The 16,673-nt window shown below is 59.6% G+C and carries 15 protein-coding genes and 2 tRNA genes; 8 read left to right on the top strand and 9 right to left on the bottom strand.

Features of this window, described 5'->3' with window-relative positions:
- Window positions 1–8 precede the first annotated feature (8 nt).
- The 3 genes from QMK58_RS23495 (at window position 9) to QMK58_RS23485 (ending at window position 1,810) form a co-directional block, all read left to right on the top strand.
- A complete protein-coding gene (locus tag QMK58_RS23495) occupies window positions 9–671 on the top strand; it encodes a LysE family translocator (RefSeq protein ID WP_053155459.1) in 663 nt (220 codons plus the stop codon).
- Window positions 672–738: 67 nt separating this feature from the next.
- Window positions 739–1,224 carry a GyrI-like domain-containing protein gene (locus QMK58_RS23490; RefSeq protein ID WP_053155461.1) on the top strand — a complete coding sequence of 162 codons (486 nt, stop codon included), beginning with the start codon at window positions 739–741 and terminating at the stop codon, window positions 1,222–1,224.
- Between the two features lie 97 nt (window positions 1,225–1,321).
- Window positions 1,322–1,810 carry an N-acetyltransferase gene (locus QMK58_RS23485; protein WP_320395511.1) on the top strand — a complete coding sequence of 163 codons (489 nt, stop codon included), beginning with the start codon at window positions 1,322–1,324 and terminating at the stop codon, window positions 1,808–1,810.
- A gap of 108 nt (window positions 1,811–1,918) precedes the next feature.
- Here QMK58_RS23485 and QMK58_RS23480 read toward each other — a convergent pair whose 3' ends face one another.
- The gene (locus tag QMK58_RS23480; protein ID WP_053155465.1) at window positions 1,919–2,404 is read right to left on the bottom strand and encodes a GNAT family N-acetyltransferase; all 486 of its coding nucleotides are present in this window, start codon (window positions 2,402–2,404) and stop codon (window positions 1,919–1,921) included.
- Between the two features lie 140 nt (window positions 2,405–2,544).
- On the opposite strand from QMK58_RS23480, the gene QMK58_RS23475 reads away from it, so the two are divergent.
- The 3 genes from QMK58_RS23475 (at window position 2,545) to QMK58_RS23465 (ending at window position 4,619) form a co-directional block, all read left to right on the top strand.
- On the top strand, window positions 2,545–2,970 hold the full coding sequence (locus QMK58_RS23475) for a YybH family protein (protein ID WP_053155467.1): 426 nt from the start codon (window positions 2,545–2,547) through the stop codon (window positions 2,968–2,970).
- A 67-nt stretch (window positions 2,971–3,037) separates the two neighbouring features.
- Window positions 3,038–3,382 carry a YciI family protein gene (locus QMK58_RS23470; RefSeq protein ID WP_053155469.1) on the top strand — a complete coding sequence of 115 codons (345 nt, stop codon included), beginning with the start codon at window positions 3,038–3,040 and terminating at the stop codon, window positions 3,380–3,382.
- A 1-nt stretch (window position 3,383) separates the two neighbouring features.
- Window positions 3,384–4,619: an RNA polymerase sigma factor gene (locus QMK58_RS23465; RefSeq protein ID WP_320395510.1), complete on the top strand. Its 1,236-nt coding sequence runs from the start codon at window positions 3,384–3,386 to the stop codon at window positions 4,617–4,619.
- A gap of 294 nt (window positions 4,620–4,913) precedes the next feature.
- On the opposite strand, the gene QMK58_RS23460 is transcribed toward QMK58_RS23465, so the two are convergent.
- The 4 genes from QMK58_RS23460 to rimO all read right to left on the bottom strand — a co-directional run bounded on the left by QMK58_RS23460 (window position 4,914) and on the right by rimO (window position 8,195).
- Window positions 4,914–5,384 carry a DUF1456 family protein gene (locus QMK58_RS23460; RefSeq protein WP_046816549.1) on the bottom strand — a complete coding sequence of 157 codons (471 nt, stop codon included), beginning with the start codon at window positions 5,382–5,384 and terminating at the stop codon, window positions 4,914–4,916.
- Between the two features lie 75 nt (window positions 5,385–5,459).
- Window positions 5,460–6,170 carry an rRNA pseudouridine synthase gene (locus QMK58_RS23455; RefSeq protein ID WP_053155473.1) on the bottom strand — a complete coding sequence of 237 codons (711 nt, stop codon included), beginning with the start codon at window positions 6,168–6,170 and terminating at the stop codon, window positions 5,460–5,462.
- 96 nt (window positions 6,171–6,266) lie between these two features.
- On the bottom strand, window positions 6,267–6,746 hold the full coding sequence (locus tag QMK58_RS23450; protein WP_320395509.1) for a GNAT family N-acetyltransferase: 480 nt from the start codon (window positions 6,744–6,746) through the stop codon (window positions 6,267–6,269).
- Window positions 6,747–6,857: 111 nt separating this feature from the next.
- Window positions 6,858–8,195 (bottom strand): 30S ribosomal protein S12 methylthiotransferase RimO, encoded by a 1,338-nt coding sequence (gene rimO / locus QMK58_RS23445; RefSeq protein ID WP_034146797.1) that lies wholly within the window; start codon window positions 8,193–8,195, stop codon window positions 6,858–6,860.
- 291 nt (window positions 8,196–8,486) lie between these two features.
- Between rimO and QMK58_RS23440 the strand changes: the two genes are divergently transcribed.
- Complete coding sequence (locus tag QMK58_RS23440; RefSeq protein WP_053155477.1) at window positions 8,487–10,388, top strand: potassium transporter Kup; 1,902 nt, start codon at window positions 8,487–8,489, stop codon at window positions 10,386–10,388.
- Window positions 10,389–10,536: 148 nt separating this feature from the next.
- Here the strand turns inward: QMK58_RS23440 and QMK58_RS23435 are convergent, their stop codons facing one another.
- The 4 genes from QMK58_RS23435 to QMK58_RS23420 form a co-directional block, all read right to left on the bottom strand.
- Window positions 10,537–11,841 (bottom strand): virulence factor family protein, encoded by a 1,305-nt coding sequence (locus tag QMK58_RS23435; protein WP_053155479.1) that lies wholly within the window; start codon window positions 11,839–11,841, stop codon window positions 10,537–10,539.
- Entirely contained in the window at window positions 11,841–14,483 is a 2,643-nt protein-coding gene (gene mprF / locus QMK58_RS23430; RefSeq protein WP_053155481.1) for a bifunctional lysylphosphatidylglycerol flippase/synthetase MprF, read from the bottom strand. The genes QMK58_RS23435 and mprF overlap by 1 nt, the downstream gene beginning before the upstream one ends.
- A gap of 278 nt (window positions 14,484–14,761) precedes the next feature.
- Window positions 14,762–14,838: transfer RNA gene (locus QMK58_RS23425), tRNA-Met, on the bottom strand.
- Window positions 14,839–15,197: 359 nt separating this feature from the next.
- A tRNA-Met gene (locus tag QMK58_RS23420) sits at window positions 15,198–15,274 on the bottom strand.
- A gap of 301 nt (window positions 15,275–15,575) precedes the next feature.
- On the opposite strand from QMK58_RS23420, the gene dinB reads away from it, so the two are divergent.
- Complete coding sequence (gene dinB / locus QMK58_RS23415; RefSeq protein WP_320396561.1) at window positions 15,576–16,637, top strand: DNA polymerase IV; 1,062 nt, start codon at window positions 15,576–15,578, stop codon at window positions 16,635–16,637.
- The last annotated feature ends 36 nt before the right edge of the window (window positions 16,638–16,673 follow it).

Here is a 16,673-nt window from a genome sequence, read left to right as displayed (position 1 = left end):
AGGGTTCGATGGAATTTACCAGTGGCTTCTTGTTGAGCCTGTCGCTGTGCCTGGACATCGGCGTGGCCAACATCGCGATGATCACGCTGGCCATGCAGCGCGGCTATTTCCAAGGCTTTGCGCTGGGGTTGGGGACTTGCGTGGGTGACCTGATCTACGCCGTGCTGGCGCTGGCCGGCATGACGGTGTTGCTACAGTACGAAACCGTGCGTTGGGTGCTGTGGATTGGCGGTTCGGCGCTGCTGGTCTACTTCGCGGCGAAAATGATCTATTCGGCGATCCACCATGAAGCGCTGTTGGCCGAAACGGCAGAAGTCGGGAACAACTCCCACCGCAAGGAGTTCTTTCGCGGGATTTTTCTCGCCATGTCGTCGCCCAGTGCCATTCTTTGGTTCGCCGCGGTGGGTGGCACACTGATTGCCCGTTCCGGTGGCGGTGGCCCACTCAGTTCAGCACTGTTTCTCGGCGGCTTTCTCTGCGCCGGACTGCTCTGGTCGGCCGGCCTGTGCTTCGCCGCGAGCCATGGCGGCAAGTTGCTCGGCGACAAATTGCTGCGCTATTCCTACATGGCATCGGCAGCGATCTTCTGCTATTTCGCGGTCTACGTGATCCTGTCGGGGTACAACGAGTTTGTCGGCTCTGGCGCCGCCGAGCAGTTGCACGCCCTATAAGTGGGCGAATCGGGTTTGGCTTCTATACTCCCAGCCGAACCCATTTTTAAGCTCCAGGAGACGAGCCATGGATGAGCAAACACGCGTTGAGGTGACGCAGCCGCGCTTCGAGCACGGACACTTTCTGCTGATCGCCGGGCTTGGCGGGAATTTTACCCAGCAAACCGTCAAGGGCATCCCCGAACTCTGGGAAAAGTTCATTCCTCATCTAGGGAAGATTCCGGGTCAAAAAGGCGAAGTGACCTACGGCGTCTGCTGCAACTTCGACGGCAAGGGCGGCTTCGATTACATCGCCGGGGTGGAGATCAGCAGGCTCGACGATTTGCCGGAGACATACCGCTGGGTAGAGGTTCAGCCCCAGCAATACGTGGTGTTCGAACACAAAGGGCCGTTGGAATCCTTGCCGCAAACCTTCCAATACATCCATGGCACATGGCTGCCACAGTCCGGACGCGAACTGCTCAATGCCCCGGAGTTCGAGCGCTACAGCGAAGATTTCAACCCCAGGCTCAATACCGGCAAGCTGGAACTCTGGTTGCCGCTCAAGGCCTGACGCCGACATCGAGAGACGGATCGCTTGATTCGTTTCTCGATGTCGCACGGCGGCTGATTTATGATTGCGGGCTTTCCCACGCTGATCCCGAGTTGCCATGAACGCCGTCATCCGTCACGTCACGCCTGCCGATCTGGACCGCTGCTACGCCATCGAAACCGTTGCCTACGAAGGCGACGAAGCCGCTACCCGGGAGAAAATCTCCACCCGCATCGCCACCTGGCCCGAAGGGTTTATCGTGGCGGAAGTGGACGGCGTTGTCGCCGGATTCATCAATTCCGGTGCGGCGTTCCAGGTGGAAATGTCGGACGAGGCGTTCAAGGAACTGATCGGCCACGACCCGGCCGGGCCGCACGTGGTGATCATGTCGGTGGTGGTGCACCCGGATTATCAAGGGCAGGGCCTGGCCAAGCGCCTGATGGGCGAGTTCATCGAGCGTATGCGTGCGATGGGCAAGGTCACCATCAACCTGATGTGCAAGGAACGGCATATTCCGTTGTATGCCGGTTTTGGCTTTGCCTACATCAAACCCTCGGCGTCCGACCATGGCGGCATGGTGTGGCATGAGATGGTTTTGACGCTTTAATCTCTGTAGGAGCTGCCGAAGGCTGCGATCTTTTGACGTTGGCCTTCAAAAAAAAGATCGAAAGATCGCAGCCTGCGGCAACTCCTACCAAGGTTCATCGACGCGCAGTTAAAACACCAACCCCATCCGCCGCTCATAACCGATCCGCCCCTTGTACGCCTCGCCGCTGTCGACAAAGCCAAACCTGGCGTACAGGGCGATGGCGGCTTCGTTGTCGGCGTCCACCGACAACTCCAGCCCCTTGATTTCCGGCCAGGCCAGGCGCGCAACTTCGGGAAGCGCTTGCAGGCAGGCCTTGCCGTAGCCTTTGCCCTGAGCGCGTTGATCGACTTGCAGCGCATGCAGGGTCGCGCTGTGTTCATCGGCCCAGCCCGGCAGCACTGGCGGGCGCTTGAGCAGCAGGAACGCCACGGGAATGTCCTCGGCCAGCAAGGCAAAGCCCTTGACCCCGGGGCCGGGTTTGGACAACAACGTGTGCAAGGCACCGTGGATGTCACCCGAGAATTTGATCTGTTGCGAATGCACTTCAATAGCCTCGACCTGTTGGCGCTGCAGCGCGTTCAGGCTTTCATAAGGCACGAGTCGGGCTGTCACTGGAGTGTCCTTTTCCAACGCAAATGAGCCTCGGATTCTAGCGAGTTTGGCTTTATGGTTTATTTTTATTTCGTCTGTCGATTTGCCGGATCGCCGGACGACTAAGGGTGTCTTCCTGATAAAAACCACGGAGAACCACCATGAGCGCACACACTCAGATCCAGAACCTGATCGACAGCTACCGCCAGGCCGTCATGGCCAAGGATGTGGACAGGGTCATGGCACTGTACGCCGATGACATCGTTTCGTTCGACGCGGTCAAGGCCCTGCAATTCAAGGGCAAGGAGGCCTATCGAGCGCATTGGCAGGAGTGTATGGAGATGTGTCCGGGTCCGCATCTCTTCGAGTTTCACGAGGTCAGCATCGAAACCTCGGAAACTCTCGCTTTCGCCCACTGGCTGGCGCATTGCGGCGGCACCAACGACAAGGGCGAAACCCAGGCATGCTGGATGCGCGTGTCTGCATGCTATCGGCAGGACGGCGGGTTGTGGCAGATCGTCCATGAGCACTGGTCTTCGCCGTTTGATATGCAGACTGGCGCGCCGCTGTTCGATCTGAAGCCCTGATCATCGGAAAAACAGGTCAAAGCCCCCGGCTGCCGCCATAGTTGATCGGTTCCTCAAGGAGAGCGTGATGAAGTATTTATGCCTGGTCTACAGCGATGAGCAACTGCTGCATTCGCTGCCGGAGAGCCCGCATGATTCTGAATGCATGGCCTATGCCGAGTCGATCCAGGGCAGCGGCCGGATGGTCGCCGCCGAGGCGCTGGAGTCGGTACAGACCGCCACCACGGTGCGTATGCGCAACGGCAAGATGTCGATCACCGATGGCCCGTTCGCAGAAACCAAAGAGCAGTTGGCCGGCTTCTACCTGATCGATGCCAAAGACCTCAACGAAGCCATCCAGGTCGCCGCAAACATACCGGCGGCTCGGGTCGGCAGCGTCGAAGTGCGGCCCGTTCGGCAGTTGAATCCCTAAGATGCCAGGGTTACCGGTGCAGGCGCAGGTCGAGCGGGTTTATCGCCAGGAGTCGCGGCGCATTCTGGCGACGCTGATTCGCTTGCTTGGCGATTTCGACCTCGCTGAGGAGGCCTTGCATGAAGCGTTTTTCATCGCGGTCGAGCGCTGGCAGCGTGATGGTGTGCCGGAAAATCCTCGCGCCTGGCTGGTCTCCACCGGGCGCTTCAAGGCCATTGATGCCTTGCGTCGAAGCGCAAGGTTTGCGGCATCTCGGCCGCTGCTGGTGGCGCAACTGGAAGCGCTGGAGCAGGCCGACTGGAGTGGAGAAGATGTGGAAGACGACCGCCTGCGTTTGATCTTCACCTGCTGTCACCCGGCCCTCGCATCGGATGCGCAGGTGCCGCTGACGCTGCGGGAAGTTTGTGACCTGACCACTGAAGAAATCGCCCGCGCGTTCCTTTCGGCACCGGCCACCATTGCCCAGCGCATCGTGCGCGCCAAGGCGAAGATCCGCGACGCGAAAATCCCTTATCAGGTGCCCAGTCTTGCCGAACTGCCCGAGCGCCTCGACAGCGTGTTGCGGGTGATTTACCTGGTGTTCAACGAGGGGTATTCGGCGTCTGTCGGCGAGTCGCTGATTCGTGAAGATTTGACTCGGGAAGCCATTCGTCTTGGGCGATTGTTAATGGAGTTGTTGCCAGACCCCGAAGTGATGGGGCTGTTGGCGCTGATGCTGTTGCACGAGTCGCGGCGGCCAGCCAGAACCTGCGCCAGCGGCGAGTTGATCGTGCTGGACGAGCAGGACCGTGCGTTATGGGACGCCGACCTGATTGCCGAGGGCTGTGCCTTGATTGAACGGGCGCTGACCCTTGGGCGTTTTGGGCCCTATTGCCTGCAAGCGGCGATTGCGGCAGTACATGCCGAAGCGTCGACGGCGGAGCAAACCGACTGGCCGCAGATCGTCGGTCTGTATGACGTGCTGCTGCGAGCGGTGCCATCGCCGGTCGTCGAGTTGAACCGGGCTGCGGCATTGGCGCGACGCGATGGGCCGTTGGCGGGGCTGACGCTGGTCGAGCGAATTCTTTCGCGGGGAGATTTACAGGATTACCACTTGGCGCATTCGGCGCGGGCGGAGTTTTGCCGGCAACTGGGTCGGTTCGACGAGGCACGGGCGGCGTGGGAACGGGCGCTGGAATTGACTCAGCAGGCGCCCGAGAGGCGATTTATCGAAGGGCGGCTCAAGACACTGGAGTGACGTCGCTCAAGCCGCCTCATCGGGTTAGAGGCTGAACCCACCGTAGCTAGCCGATGTTGATGATGCGCGGCGGATTGGCGGCTCTTGGTAGATACCGCTTGAACCTCACGGAGCAAGCGTTGTTCGAGGCCGCCTTCGCCGGCAAGCCGGCTCCTACAGGAAATCATGCCTCGCACGCTCTTCGTAGGAGCTGGCTTGCCAGCGATGGTCGTTAACGATTGCGCGGATCGGTTGGATCAACGCGACGTTATGGGGTCCTTCGCCGGCAAGCCGGCTCCTGAACAGGCCATCCGCTTATTGCGGGCGCACGCGCAGAGTCAGGCCCTTGAGGAAGTTGCGCAGCAACTGGTCGCCGCACGGACGATAGTTGGTGTGGCCGAACTTGCGGAACAGCGCGCTCAGTTCTGGCTTGGACACCGGGAATTCGGCTGCCTTGAGGATCGCGTGCATGTCGTCTTCTTTCAGTTCGAAAGCGACGCGCAGCTTCTTCAGGATGATGTTGTTGGTCACCGGCACTTCGATCGGCTGCGGCGGACGGCTTTCGTCCTTGCCACGCTTGAAGATCACCAGACCGTCGAGGAAATGCGCCATGACTTCATCCGGGCAGCGGACAAAGCCTTCCTCGTCTTCCTCTTTCTTGTCGAGGTAGGTCAAAAGGTCCGGCAGGGTCACGTCCATGCCGCCGAGCTTGATGATCTCGATGACTTTCTTGTCGCTGATGTCGAGCATGTAGCGCACGCTGCGCAGTACGTCGTTATGAATCATGTGGGCAGTCCTGATATTCAGCTGTGGGCGTCGCGGCCAGGCGCGGCGCCGAAATGTGTGGCGGCAAAAGAAGCCTTAGAACTTCTCTTTGCCGGACAGGTAGCGCCATTGCCCTAGCGGCACTTTGCCGATGGACACGCCGCCGATGCGGATGCGGCGGATACCGATGACCTTCAGGCCGACAGCCTGGCAGAGCAGGGCGATGATGCCCGGCTGCGGGTTTTTCATGGCGAAGCGCAGACGGTTTTCGTTCTGCCAACTGGCCTTGACCGCCGGTAGCTCTTTGCCTTTGTAGGTCAGGCCGTGGTTCAAGCGATTGAGGCCGTGTGCCACCATCTCGCCTTCGACTTCGACGACGTACTCCTGCTCGATCTTGTTCGAGTCGGCGGTGAGTTTGCGCAGGATTTTCCAGTCCTGAGTAAACACCAGCAGACCGCTGGCATTGGCCTGCAGGTCGGTGCTGGCGGTCAAGCGCAGGAAGTGGCCCCGCAGCGGACGTTTGCCGTAGCGGTGCTCTTCGCTGAGGGTCTCGGCGCTGATGCTGGCCATGGCGGTATCTGCGTCCATGCCGGCAGGCACGTTGAGCAGCAGGGTCACCGGCTCGGGCGCGGTGGCCTTGGCTTCCGGGTCCAGTTCGACTTTCTGGTTGTCGACCTTGAACTGCGGCTCGTCGATGACTTCGCCGTCGACGGTGACCCAGCCGCCCTCAATGAACAGCTCAGCCTCCCGACGGGAGCAGCCGACGAGTTCGATGAGGCGTTTGGAGAGACGAATCGGGTCAGTCATGTCAGGGCCGTAACAAAAAGGGGGTGGGCATTGTACCTGCCTGGCGCCGGTTAATCCCGGCTCCATTTGCACCGTAGAGTTTTTAGTCGGTGCGTGTCAGCCATTGCGCGTCAATAGTTGCGGCTGGCGCATGCGCATGCGCATGCGCAACAACGGATACGGCTGCCCCATGCCATCGACTTCAGAGCGACCGATTACTTCAAACCCTAGCTTGAAATAAAAGCCCAGGGCTTGCGGGTTCTGCTCGTTGACGTCCAGTTGATCGGCGTTGAGGTTTTCCAGGGCATAACGCAGTAACCGTTTGCCAAGGCCCTGGCCGCGATACGTCGGCTCGATGAAAAGCATTTCGATCTTGCCCGCCGCGACTCCGGCAAACCCGGTGATGCGCTGGTCCGAATCCTTTGTGCAGATCAACATCACTGCATCCAGGTAGCGGGTCAGTACCAGGTTTTTCAGCAGGTTGATGTAGCTGTCCGGCAGAAAGTCATGGGTGGCACGCACGGACGCCTCCCAGACCCGGGTCAGTTCTTCGTAATCGCTTTGTTTCGGCGTGTGGATGACCGAATGCTGACGCATGCCTGTCTGCCCTATATGCGTGATTGATGAGAATCCTTTCAACCTCAAACGATAGCCGTAAAAAAGCCCCGCATCTCGTCAAGAGAGCGGGGCGTTGTGTATTTTTTGCGTTTAGATCTGTTCAGCCCACAGATCGTATTCGTCGGCGTCAGTCACCTTGCACCAGACTTTGTCGCCCGGCTTGAGGTTGCTGCCGTTGTCGATGAATACGTTGCCATCGATTTCCGGGGCATCGAAGAAGCAGCGGCCAACGGCGCCTTGCTCGTCGACTTCATCGACCAGCACTTCGATCTCACGGCCGATGCGCATTTGCAGGCGAGCCGAGCTGATGGCCTGCTGGTGTGCCATGAAACGGTCCCAACGGTCCTGCTTGACGTCGTCAGGGACGACTTCCAGGTCCAGGTCGTTGGCCGGAGCGCCTTCGACCGGCGAGTACTGGAAGCAGCCGACACGATCAAGCTGGGCTTCGGTCAGCCAGTTCAACAGGTACTGGAAGTCTTCTTCGGTTTCGCCGGGGAAGCCGACGATGAAGGTCGAACGGATGATCAGGTCCGGGCAGATCTCGCGCCAGTTCTTGATGCGCGCCAGGGTCTTGTCTTCGAAGGCCGGGCGTTTCATCGACTTCAACACTTTCGGGCTGGCGTGCTGGAACGGGATGTCCAGGTACGGCAGGATCTTGCCGGCGGCCATCAGCGGGATCAGTTCGTCGACGTGCGGGTACGGGTAAACGTAGTGCAGGCGAACCCATACGCCGAGGGTGCTCAGGGCTTCGCAAAGTTCGGTCATGCGGGTTTTCACCGGCGCGCCGTTCCAGAAGCCGGTGCGGTATTTCACGTCGACGCCATAGGCGCTGGTGTCTTGGGAAATGACCAGCAACTCTTTGACGCCGGACTTGACCAGGCGCTGGGCCTCGTCCAGCACATCACCGACTGGACGGCTGACCAGTTTGCCGCGCATCGACGGAATGATGCAGAAGCTGCAGCTGTGGTTGCAGCCTTCGGAAATCTTCAGGTAGGCGTAGTGGCGCGGGGTCAGCTTGATGCCTTGAGGCGGCACCAGGTCGATCAGCGGGTTATGGTCCTGACGCGGCGGCACGACTTCGTGCACGGCATTGACCACTTGCTCGTACTGCTGCGGACCGGTCACGGCCAGCACGCTCGGGTGTACGTTGCGAATGTTGCCTTCTTCGACGCCCATGCAGCCGGTGACGATGACCTTGCCGTTTTCCTTGATGGCTTCACCGATCACTTCCAAAGACTCGGCCTTGGCCGAATCGATGAAACCGCAGGTGTTGACCACCACGACGTCGGCGTCCTGATAGGTGGACACCACGTCATAACCTTCCATGCGCAACTGGGTCAGGATGCGCTCGGAGTCGACCAGTGCTTTGGGGCAACCCAGAGATACGAAGCCAACCTTTGGATTGGCCGGCGCAGGAGTGGTGGACATGTCTAACCTCGGTGTTTTGTGACGCCGCTGCCGCGTAGGGCAAACCGACGGACGGGCGCTTGAAGTGCGCCTCTGATCAAAAAGTGCGCAATTCTAGCGATGAGTCGTTCACTTGACCAGCTTTATGCAGGGAAATACGACGAGTGCTGCGCTATGCTTCGCGCCGTTGGGGTTTACCGATTTTTTACAGTCAATAATTCGTCTGTAACCTGAAGTAAAACAGCGCATGCTGCACCTCAAAGCATAGTGCTTCTTTCAAAGAAGCCCGGGTCTGGGTAGTAGGAGTGGTGGATGGGTCAGGCAAGTAGTCAGGCTGCGGGCGCCGAGCATTCGGCGGCGAAACCGATCGGCATGCTGGTCGCCGCAGTCGGGGTGGTATATGGCGACATCGGCACCAGTCCGTTGTACACCCTCAAGGAAGTGTTTTCCGGCGGCTATGGCGTACCGGTCAACCACGACGGCGTGCTGGGGATTCTGGCACTGATCTTCTGGTCGCTGATCTGGGTCGTGTCGATCAAGTACATGATGTTTGTCCTGCGCGCCGACAACCAGGGTGAAGGCGGGATCATGGCCTTGACCGCGCTGGCCCGGCGAGCGGCGGCGGGGCATGCCAAACTGCGCGGCTTTCTGGTGGTCTGCGGGCTGATTGGTGCGGCGCTGTTCTATGGCGACAGCATGATCACCCCGGCGATTTCCGTGCTCTCGGCGATTGAAGGCCTGGGGCTGGCGTTCGATGGTATCGACCATTGGGTGGTGCCGCTGTCATTGGTGGTGTTGGTCGCGCTGTTTCTGATCCAGCGTCACGGCACGGCGCGGATTGGCATTCTGTTCGGGCCGATCATGGTCACCTGGTTTCTGGTGCTGGGCGCACTGGGCGTCTACGGCATCATTCAGCACCCGGAAGTGTTGCAAGCGATGAACCCGGCGTGGGGTGTGCGCTTTTTCATCGTGCATCCGGGCATGGGCGTGGCGATACTTGGCGCCGTGGTGCTGGCATTGACCGGTGCCGAAGCGCTGTACGCGGACATGGGCCACTTCGGCCGTAAACCGATTGCCCGTGCGTGGTTCATCCTCGTGCTGCCGGCGCTGGTGCTGAACTATTTCGGTCAGGGTGCCTTGCTGCTCGGTGACCCGGAAGCGGCCCGCAACCCGTTCTATCTGCTGGCGCCAAGCTGGGCGTTGATCCCGCTGGTGGGGCTGTCGACCCTGGCGACGGTCATTGCCTCGCAAGCGGTGATTTCCGGTGCGTTCTCCCTGACCCGTCAGGCGATCCAGCTCGGTTACATTCCGCGAATGCACATCCAGCACACCTCAAGCGCCGAGCAGGGCCAGATCTACATCGGTGCGGTCAACTGGGCGCTGATGGTCGGCGTGGTCCTGCTGGTGCTGGGCTTTGAATCCTCTGGTGCTCTGGCTTCGGCCTATGGCGTGGCCGTGACCGGGACCATGCTGATGACCAGCATTCTGGTGTCGGCAGTGATTTTGCTGCTGTGGAAGTGGCCGCCAGTCCTGGTGGTGCCGGTTCTGTTGGGCTTCGTGTTGGTCGACGGTTTGTACTTCGCCGCCAACGTGCCGAAAATCGTTCAGGGCGGTGCGTTTCCGGTGATCGCCGGTCTCGCGCTGTTCGTGCTGATGACCACCTGGAAGCGTGGCAAGCAGTTGCTGGTCGATCGTATCGATGAGGGTGGATTGCCGCTGCCGATCTTCATCAGCAGTATCGCCGTACAGCCGCCGCACCGTGTTCAGGGCACTGCCGTATTCCTGACGGCGCGACCGGATGCCGTGCCCCATGCGCTGTTGCACAACCTGTTGCACAACCAGGTGCTGCACGAGCAAGTGGTGTTGCTGACGGTGGTGTACGAGGACATCCCGCGGGTGCCACCGTCCCGGCGCTTTGAAGTCGATTCCTACGGTGAAGGCTTCTTCCGGGTCATCCTGCACTTTGGCTTCACCGACGAGCCGGATGTACCCAAAGCGTTGAAACTGTGCCACCTCGACGAGTTGGACTTCAGCCCGATGCGCACCACGTATTTCCTCAGCCGTGAGACGGTTATTGCCTCCAAGCTCGAAGGCATGTCCCGCTGGCGCGAGGCGCTGTTTGCTTTCATGTTGCAGAACGCCAATGGCAATTTGCGCTTCTTCAATCTGCCGCTGAATCGGGTGATTGAGCTGGGGACGCAGGTGGAGATGTAAGCCCCAACAAATAGCCCCCGTTGCCATTGCGGCAGCGGGGGCTTTTTTGTGTTCAAAAGATCGCAGCCTTCGGCAACTCCTACGGGGCGTACGCCGCTCCATGTGGGAGCTGCCGAAGGCTGCGATCTTTTTGGGAGGCTCTATCAGGTCACTCTTGAGCGCTCGCTTCGGCTTCCTTCGCCTGACGCTTCTCGATCACATCCACCAGGCGCTGGGCCAGCGCCGGGTAGTTCTCGTCGAAGTGGTGGCCGCCAGGCAGCTTGATGGCTTCGCCCACCGCAGTCTTGTCGGTGCAGCCACTCTCGTCGCTTTCTTCTTCACCGTAGATGCACACCACTTTGGCGGCTGGCAGCTTGGCCATTTCCGGGCCGGTGGCGGCTTCTTTGCCGGCGTTGCCGAGCCAGCCTTCGACTTCGATTTCGAAGCTGCCGGTGCGGGCGAAAGCCAGCAGGATGATCGCGTCGACACGCTGCTGTTCCGATTCGGCCAGACGGTTGTAGATAGCCGGCAGGACGTCCGCACCGAACGAGTAGCCAGTCAGGATGAAGCGCTTGGTGCCCCATTTCTGCCGGTAATGCTGCATCAGTTCGGCCAGGTCCAGCGCGCTTTGTTCAGGGCTTTTGTGTTGCCAGTAATAGCGCAGGGTGTCGATGCCGACCACCGGATAGCCGATCTTCGCCATTTCGCCAGCTACGTCGCGGTCGAGGTCGCGCCAGCCGCCGTCACCGGACAGGAACAGGGTCACGGTGTCCTTGGCCTGACCCGCTGGCACTTCGACCACCGGGATCTGCAGGCCGCCAGCGGCTTTGTCACCGCCGACGAGGATCTTGCGCAGTTCGTTGTTCAGCACTTGCGGCAGGTTGATGTCGTAGTCGCTGATGCTGGTTTCGGCGTTGGGCTGGTCACGCACGAAGCCGGCACTGGTATCGTCCGGGTTGTCATTCCACGCTACCAGCCAGTGACCGTGGGCAGCACTTTTCGGTAACAGGTGGGTGCAACCGCCGGGTTTTTCCAGGGCCAGGTCCACAGAAACCGCCTGGGCCTTGTCGTTCTTCTGCTCCGACAACCAGCGCCAGGCGAGCACGGCGCCAGGGCCAATACCGCTGACCAGGGTTGCCGGGCCTTTCAATTCGCGCAGGCCGGCTTGCAGGGCGCGACTTTGCAGCAGGCAGTCCTTGGGCAGGATCACCTGGACGATTTGCGCTGAAGCGCTACGGCTCAGGGTGGTCAATTGTTTGTCATTGAGCTTCTGGTCATCATTGACCGCCACCAGCACCTGAGCCTTGGGCGTCGTGCCGGGGGTAACGCGGGTCATGACGGCGCCATCGGCCGGTGTGAGTTGTTCCAGGGTCGGTTCCGGTGCCGGGCGTTTGAGGTACCAGAAACCGCCACCGAGAATCACGGCCAGCACAATCAGTACCGCCAGGATGTACTTCAGGGAGCGTTGAATCATCAGCGTTTCACCAATCCAGTCAAGCCGCCCGCGATCAGGGCAGCAGTGTCGGCCAGGGCAACCAGCGGATCGAGTCCGGCGGGCACGGCCATATAACGGGGTTCCCAGTCAGGCTGGAACTTGTCTTTGAAGCGGCGCAAGCCTTGGAAGTTGTAGAGCTGCTCACCACGGCGGAATACCATCGAGCCCAGGCGCTGGGTCAACGGTGCGCCACGACGGGGTTGCAACCCCGACAACGGCACCATGCCCAGGCTGAAACGCGCGTATCCATGATTTTTATAATGTTGAATCAGGCCGACCATCATGAACTCCATGGTCAGTTTCGGGGCCTCCGGATGCGCTCGCATCAGGTCGAGGCTGGCCAGGTCATGGTTGTAGGTCTCGAGCAGGTTGGCGAACGCCACCGGGCGCCCTTCGAAACGAATCACTGCAATGCGGAAATGCTTGAGATAGTCATCGCTGAAGCGGCCGAGCGAGAAGCCTTTCTCGCGCACGTTCTTGCCGGTCAGCCAGGCATCGGAAATGACCTTGAGCTCATCCATCGGTGCCTGCCCCGGCTCATGGATCTCCAGGGACAAGCCGTCACGGGTGCCGCGGTTCCAGGTGTAGCGCAGGTCCTTCATCTCTTTGCCCTTGGCTTCGAGATCAAAGCGCTTGAGGTCGACCCGGGCTTCTTCGCCGAGCTTGATCGCGGTCAAGCCGATGTCCATGTAGTACGGAAGGTTCTCCGCACGTACTTGATAAAACACGGGACGGGCGTGATGGATGTCGCACAGGTCGCGGAACTGCCAGATCATTTCGGCCCGTTGCTGGCCAGGTCCGATAGGGTCATACAGCGCCACCAGGCTGCGGCCACGGCGGGCGTACATCAGGAACGCCTCGTCGTTAGGGTGAAACAGCAGCGCCTTGTCACCGGTCAGCGCGAGGCCACCGTCCGGTTGCGCGGAGGCCATGAGGATCCTGCTCGCTCGCTCTAGCTCTTCAGGTGTCGGTAGATGGATCACCGGGCGAGCGGTGCGCAGCAGCCAGGTCAGGGACACCACCACCAACAGCACTGCCGCGCCGAGCAGCGAGCGCAAACCGCGTGGGGCATCGGCGTCGAGGGTGAACTGCCACCATAGTTGATGGCTATACGGAACGTCCTGATAGGCGAACAGCAGCAGCCACATGGACGCACCGAGTACGCACAGGCTGGCGACCAGATAAAGCGGCGAAAATGGCAATTCGGTCAGGCGGCTCGGGCGATAGAACGAACGCCGGAAAACCCCCAGCAGGCTCGCCGTCAGCACCATCAGGCTGGCTTCCTCCCAGTCAAAACCCTTGAGCAGCGAGAGCAGGGCGCCCACCAGCAGCAGAATGGTGGTCAGCATCCACGCAGCCGACAGACGACGACGCAAGCCTTGGGCCAGCAGCAGGCACAGCACACCGATCAGGCTGGCGCCAAAGTGCGAAGCATCGACCAAACGATGAGGGATCAGAAATCCGATGTGTTCCAGGCGTGTATCGATTTCCGGCGTTGCCCCGGAGAACAGCAGCACCACACCGGACAGGAACACCAGCACCGCCAGGATCGGCGCGGCCAAGCCAGAAGCTGCGCGCAAGGTCTGGCGCGTCTGGAACAGGCGTTGACCTTCGTTGATCAGCAGCAGCAGGCAAGCGATCAGCAGCGGCAGCACGACATAGATCAAGCGATAGAGCAGCAGGGCGGCGGCCAGTGGCGCAGCGCCCAGTGTGTCGGAGAAAGCCGCCAGCAAGATCGCTTCGAACACGCCGACACCGCCCGGCACATGGCTGAGCACGCCGGCGGCCAGGGCCAGCAGATACACCAGCAGGAATGCGCCGAATGGTGGCGCTTCGGGCAACAAGAGATACAGCACGGTTGCGGCGGCGGCCACGTCCAGGGCGGTGATGATCAATTGCAGGAAGGTCAGGCGCCGACCCGGCAGGCGCAACGTGCGGCGTCCGATCTTGACCAGCAGATTGTCAGGTAAAGGCTGTTCCGGCAGGCGACGTCGGTAGATCCCGATGGCCAGAACCGAGAACAGCAGCAGCACGGCTGTTGCAATGATGCCCAAGAGGGTCGCGGAGAGTCCCAGGGCGGCGGAAGCCGCAGGCAGGTTGCTGAGGGTTGCCAGTGCGGCCAGCGGGGGCAGGGCGCAGCCCAGCGACAGGCTGGCAAACAATGTCATGCGGGCGACTTCGGCCGCGCCTACACCATCACGGGCATATAGGCGGTAGCGAACCGAACCGCCCGACAACATCGAAAGGCCGATGGCGTTGCCGATGGCAAATGCCGTGAACCCCCCCAGCGCTAATGTGCGGGGTGCAAGTCTGACGCCAGCGTAGCGGCTGGCGGACCACTCGTAACCCAGCAGAATGATGAAACCCGCCACGGTTGCGCCCAGAGCGCCAAGCAAGGCCGGTTGCGGAACTTCGAGAATCGAGTCGTGCAGCGCGTCGAGGTCGAGTTCGCTCAGCAAGTGTCGACAGGCAATTAGAGCGATCGTGAACAGCAAAAGTGTGACCGCCAGGCCGATGGGTTGGCGGTACTTGCTGATCTGATCAAGCAGGCGTAAACGCTCAGCCTTGATCGGTTGTGTCGCTGTGACGGGGTCTTTTGGGTCAGACGAGTTGGCGAGCATCAATCACCTCTTGGATTGTGCGCGACAGGATGGAGGTATCGAGCCAAGTTACCAATCCCTGTAGAAAAAAATAATCACAAATATTGACGTCCATCACCGGATGCTTGGGACGGTTCATTATCAGCTGTAAGGGTTTCAGCCTGCGAATGAGCATAGTCTGAACTCGGGGCATTGGGCGGCCCGAACGGCTCGCTACACAGTGACAGATCATTGTTGCGAAAGGACTTTTTCGACAGATACAAAAAAGGCCACTCTTTCGAGTAGCCTTTTTTGATGTTTGGTTGCGGGAGCCGGATTTGAACCGACGACCTTCGGGTTATGAGCCCGACGAGCTACCAGACTGCTCCATCCCGCGTCTGTGTGGCGGCATTCTATAGAGAAACGCTGGGGTGTCAACCGTTAATACCGAATTGGGTCAAATAAACCTAAAGCAGCGGTAAACGGTCGCAGGGTTGGCTTAAGTTTTGGAATCTGAAGGATTTCTCATTTCTGTATGGCCAGGGCGTCTGCCTTGATTTGTAGGAGCCCGGCTTGCCGGCGAAGGCGTCATTGAATCTTGCATCAACAGGAAGAGTTGCTTCGCTGGCAAGCCAGCTCCTGCAGGAAAGACGTCAGTGAGTATGGCGGCGGAGCAAGGGTCACCTTCGCTGGCGTCTAAGAGGAAATACGCGCGCACAAAAAAGGCCACTCTTTCGAGTAGCCTTTTTTGATGTTTGGTTGCGGGAGCCGGATTTGAACCGACGACCTTCGGGTTATGAGCCCGACGAGCTACCAGACTGCTCCATCCCGCGTCTGTGTGGCTCATTCTATAGAGAAGCGCTCGGGTGTCAACCTTCAATTCCGATAAAACCTGTTCATCTTCAATCGCTTAGATCGTTTTGTGGGTGATTGAAAGGGCTGAGAGTGAGGCGGGGCAAGGGCTGTGGCTCTATTGTGATGAGCTTTCTGATTGAAAAAATAAATTCATCAGTGTGTTTTCCTGCACGGGGAAAAGAACATTCAGCACTACTGGTGCTATATACAGGGGTCAGTGAGATACTGTTTATCCGGCACACCATGACCCCCTTTTCCTGCCATGAACACTGCTTCGACATGACCCAGCGAAAGATCATTCACGTCGATTGCGACTGCTTTTATGCCGCTATCGAAATGCGCGACGACCCACGATTGGCGGGTAAGCCGCTGGCGGTAGGCGGCTCGGCGGATCGCCGTGGGGTCATTGCCACCTGCAATTATGAGGCGCGAGCCTATGGTGTGCGTTCGGCCATGTCTTCGGGGCATGCTCTGAAACTGTGCCCGGACCTGACCATCGTCAAGCCGCGCATGGAGGCCTATCGGGAAGCCTCGAAGGAAATTCACACGATCTTTCGCGATTACACCGACATCATTGAGCCCCTTTCCCTTGATGAAGCGTATCTCGACGTGTCGGACAGCGCGCATTTCGCGGGTAGCGCGACACGCATCGCCCAAGACATCCGGCGCCGCGTTTCCAATCAGTTGCATATCACCGTGTCTGCCGGGGTGGCGCCGAACAAGTTTCTCGCCAAGATCGCCAGCGACTGGAAAAAGCCCAATGGGTTGTTTGTGATTACGCCGGGTCAGGTCGAAGAGTTTGTCAGTGGTTTGCCGGTGAGCAAGTTGCACGGGGTCGGTAAAGTCACCGCCGACAAGCTTGGCAAGCTCGGTATCGCCGATTGCTCGCAATTGCGCGAATGGGACAAATTGGCACTGGTTCGCGAATTCGGCAGTTTTGGTGAGCGACTCTGGTGTCTGGCCCGTGGGATCGATGACCGAGTAGTACATAACGACAGCCGTCGTCAGTCGATCAGTGTCGAAAACACTTACGACGCGGATCTGCCGGATCTGCGCAGTTGTCTGGATAAGTTGCCCGAGCTGCTGGAAACCCTTGCAGGTCGCATGGCGCGAATCGACAGCAGTTATCGGCCGGGCAAGCCTTTCGTCAAAGTGAAGTTCCACGACTTTACCCAGACCACACTTGAACAGGCCGGAGCAGGGCGGGATCTGGGGAGTTATCAGTTGATGCTGACCCAGGCCTTCAATCGCGGCGGTAAACCGGTTCGGCTGCTTGGGGTTGGGGTGCGGCTGGAGGATTTGCGCAGTGGCTTCGAGCAGATGGAGTTGTTTGAGCGTTAAGTCCTGTAAAGCAAAAGATCGCAGCCTTCGGCAGCT

It is taken from the genome of Pseudomonas sp. P8_241, from assembly GCF_034008315.1.
GTDB lineage: Bacteria > Pseudomonadota > Gammaproteobacteria > Pseudomonadales > Pseudomonadaceae > Aquipseudomonas.
Note: the sequence above shows the minus strand (reverse complement) of the source record. Positions and strands in the feature narration are given on the sequence as shown.